The 2852-nt window shown below is 69.8% G+C and carries 5 protein-coding genes; 3 read left to right on the top strand and 2 right to left on the bottom strand.

Annotated features, from left to right (window positions below):
- Positions 1-3: 3 nt before the first annotated feature.
- Both AC51EU_RS29155 and AC51EU_RS29150 read right to left on the bottom strand, forming a co-directional pair.
- Positions 4-432, bottom strand: coding sequence for an ATP-binding protein (locus AC51EU_RS29155; protein WP_496270095.1), 429 nt, complete (start codon positions 430-432; stop codon positions 4-6).
- The gene (locus AC51EU_RS29150) at positions 429-680 is read right to left on the bottom strand and encodes a hypothetical protein (protein WP_496270094.1); all 252 of its coding nucleotides are present in this window, start codon (positions 678-680) and stop codon (positions 429-431) included. Before AC51EU_RS29150 ends, AC51EU_RS29155 begins: the two co-directional genes overlap by 4 nt.
- 114 nt (positions 681-794) lie before the next feature.
- On the opposite strand from AC51EU_RS29150, the gene AC51EU_RS29145 reads away from it, so the two are divergent.
- From AC51EU_RS29145 to AC51EU_RS29135, 3 genes are all read left to right on the top strand, one after another.
- A complete protein-coding gene (locus AC51EU_RS29145) occupies positions 795-1643 on the top strand; it encodes a helix-turn-helix domain-containing protein (RefSeq protein ID WP_496270093.1) in 849 nt (282 codons plus the stop codon).
- Complete coding sequence (locus AC51EU_RS29140; protein WP_496270092.1) at positions 1630-1926, top strand: DUF397 domain-containing protein; 297 nt, start codon at positions 1630-1632, stop codon at positions 1924-1926. Before AC51EU_RS29145 ends, AC51EU_RS29140 begins: the two co-directional genes overlap by 14 nt.
- Positions 1927-2013: 87 nt before the next feature.
- Positions 2014-2724 (top strand): rhomboid family intramembrane serine protease, encoded by a 711-nt coding sequence (locus AC51EU_RS29135; RefSeq protein WP_496270091.1) that lies wholly within the window; start codon positions 2014-2016, stop codon positions 2722-2724.
- Positions 2725-2852: the final 128 nt, after the last annotated feature.

Here is a 2852-nt window from a genome sequence, read left to right as displayed (position 1 = left end):
AGGCTAACGGGACAGCGCCGACGCACCGGGAACACCGCCGGGAACGGCCGGGGCCGCTCCCCCGGCGTCCGCCACCTCGCACCAGACGGTCTTGCCGTCGAGGTGCGGGACGGCGCCCCAGCGGAGGGAGAGGGCGTCGAGTATCGCGAGGCCGCGCCCGCACTCGTCGTCGCCGGTGGCCTGTACGAGGACGGGGAGGACGCGGGCGTCGGGGTCGGTGACCTCGACGCGGGTCACGCCGGGGGCCGTGTCGGTGACGCGGACGGTCACGGGGGCCCCTTCGCCTACGTGCAGCACCACGTTGCTCAGCAGCTCGCTGACGCACAGTTCCACCTCGGGGAACTCCCTGCCCAGGTGGCGGCGGACGGTGCGGCGGATCGCGCCGACGGTCGCCGGTGCCGCGAGCACGTCGAGTACGAGCGGGCCGCTCACCGCTCGGCCGCCCGCCGCAACACCTCGACCAGCTTCCAGCCGGTGGCCGTGTTGCAGTTGCCCAGCGCCACGAGCTTCCCGGCGTAGTCGCTCGCGTACGTCGGGAGGTCGGCGCCCAGCGACGGCAGGGTGATCCCGTTCGCGGCCAGCGCGCAGCGGAGGTGTGCCACGCACTCCAGCGGGTCGTCGGAGCCGTGGGTGACGGCGGGGGCGGGGGTGACGCCGGAGGCGTCAAGGTCGTGCTGCACGGATGCACCTTCCTGTGCGGGGAGTGATGAACCCGTCACAGATTGGCCTGATCCGGCGTAGCGTGAAAGGAGTTTGGGTTGCGCAGGGCAACCAGCGGATCATGGCGGTGAGTTGTGCCTCCACGTAAGAACCCCGACGCCTCGACCAGTGTCCCGTGCTTCTACGGGGCCGAGTTGCGCTACCAGCGGGAGAAAGCGGGCTTCACGCTCGAACAGCTGGTGAACGGAAGCTTCCGGGGCATCTCGTTCCTCAGCCAGATCGAACGCGGCGAGCGCCGAATGCCGCTGGATCTGGCCAAGCACGCGGACAAGGTACTCAGGACGGACGGCTTTTTCGAGCGGCGCTGCGAAGACGCGCAGAAGGCGAGGCAGGTCGGACTGGCGGAGTACTTCGTCAATGTGGCGGAGATGGAGAAGTTCATCTCATGCCTGGAGGACTGGGCGCCCGGCATCATCCCCGGGCTGCTGCAAACAGAGGCTTACATCCGGAGACTCGTACAGGTCATGAAGCCATGGCTGCGACCCGAGGCGGTCGACGAGCTGGTCGAGGGCCGCCTCGCGCGTGCCGCGCTCTGGGAGCGCGAGGGTGAGGTGAGGTACTGGACCGTCCTGCACGAGTCCCTCATCCGCCGGGCGATGCTTCCGCCGGACGAGATGGCCCACCAGCTGGAACACATCCTGCACGTGATCCGTTCCACGCAGAGCGTTCTGCAGATCGTCCCGGAAAAAGCCACCTCCTACCCCCTCATGATGAGCGGTGAAGTTCGAATCATGGCGTTTCCGGACGCTCCGACGGCGGCGTACGTCGAGAACGATCACAGCGGACAACTCATCGACTATCCGCCACTCGTGAAGGAGTACCAGAGGTCATACGATCTGCTCAGGGCCGCCGCACTGCCGCCTGAGGCGTCCCTGGACATGGTCGAGGAAGCGGCAGAGGACTATCGAAATGCCACTCAATGAACGCAACTTGAACGGCGCTGCTTGGCGCAAGAGCAGCTACAGCAACGCCGATGGCGGCAGCTGCCTGGAAGTCGCCGAAGGTTTCCTCGGCGCCGCCCGCTGGCGCAAGAGCACCTACAGCAACCCCGACGGCGGCAACTGCCTCGAAGTCCGCGACGGCCTCCCCGGCGTCGTCCCCGTCCGGGACTCCAAGGCGGCGCCCCACGGCCCCGCGCTGGTGTTCCCCGCGAGCGCCTGGGACCGGTTCGTCACCGCCGTGAAGGCGGACGCGCTGGGGGTCTGAGGGCAGCCCCGTACCGGGGATCGCTCGTCCGGGCGGTGTGTTCGTGCCGTCCGGACGCGCGCGGGAAGCCCTGGTACTTTTCCGCGCATGTGCGACAGGGCCCGGTCCGCCGGACCGGAGGGACGTGGCCGGACGACGGGCGGGCGGGCCTCCGTCCGGGCCCTGGTCGGGCGCGTGGCGGCGTACGTCCGCAGCGCGCCGGGGACGTTCTGCTGGCTGGCCGTGCTGCTGGTGACGTCGGTGGTCATGCACCGCATCAGCCCCGACGTCCTCGAACGCGTGCTCCAACACCGTTCCACCAATATCCACAATCTGCTGCACACGCCCTTCCGGGTGCTGCTGACCAGCGCCCTCTGGCTCGACGGCGGCGGGTGGGCGCCCTACTTCCTCGTCTACAACGCGGTCCACGTCCCCGCCGAGCGCTGGCTCGGCACCTGGCGCTGGCTCGCCGTCATCGGCACCGCGCACATCGGGGCGACGTATCTGAGCGAAGGGATACTGGCCCTCGCCATCCACGTCGGCGCGGCCCCGCACTCCGCCGTCAACACCCTGGACGTGGGGGTCAGCTACGCGCTGGCCGGTGTCATCGGCGTCCTCGCGTACCGCCTCCCCCGCCACTGGCGTCCCGTGTACGTCCTCGCCCTCGTCACCTTCTACGGCACCCCGCTGCTCGACCACCGCACGTTCACCGCCGTGGGGCACTTCGCTGCCGTCCTCATCGGCCTCGGGTGCTATCCGCTGGTGCGCGAGCGGGTGCACGCGGACGGGTCCTCGCTGCGGGCGGATGCCGCCGGATGACCTAGTCCGGCGCGCGGGCGCCCGGCCGTCGGACCAGGGTGAACACCATGAGGCAGTGGATATCCGTGACGCTGGCCGCCGGGGCCGCCACCGCCGTCGCCGCCGTCGCGCTGGGCGTGCCGCCACCG

This window comes from Candidatus Streptomyces philanthi, assembly GCF_059553635.1.
Note: the sequence above shows the minus strand (reverse complement) of the source record. Positions and strands in the feature narration are given on the sequence as shown.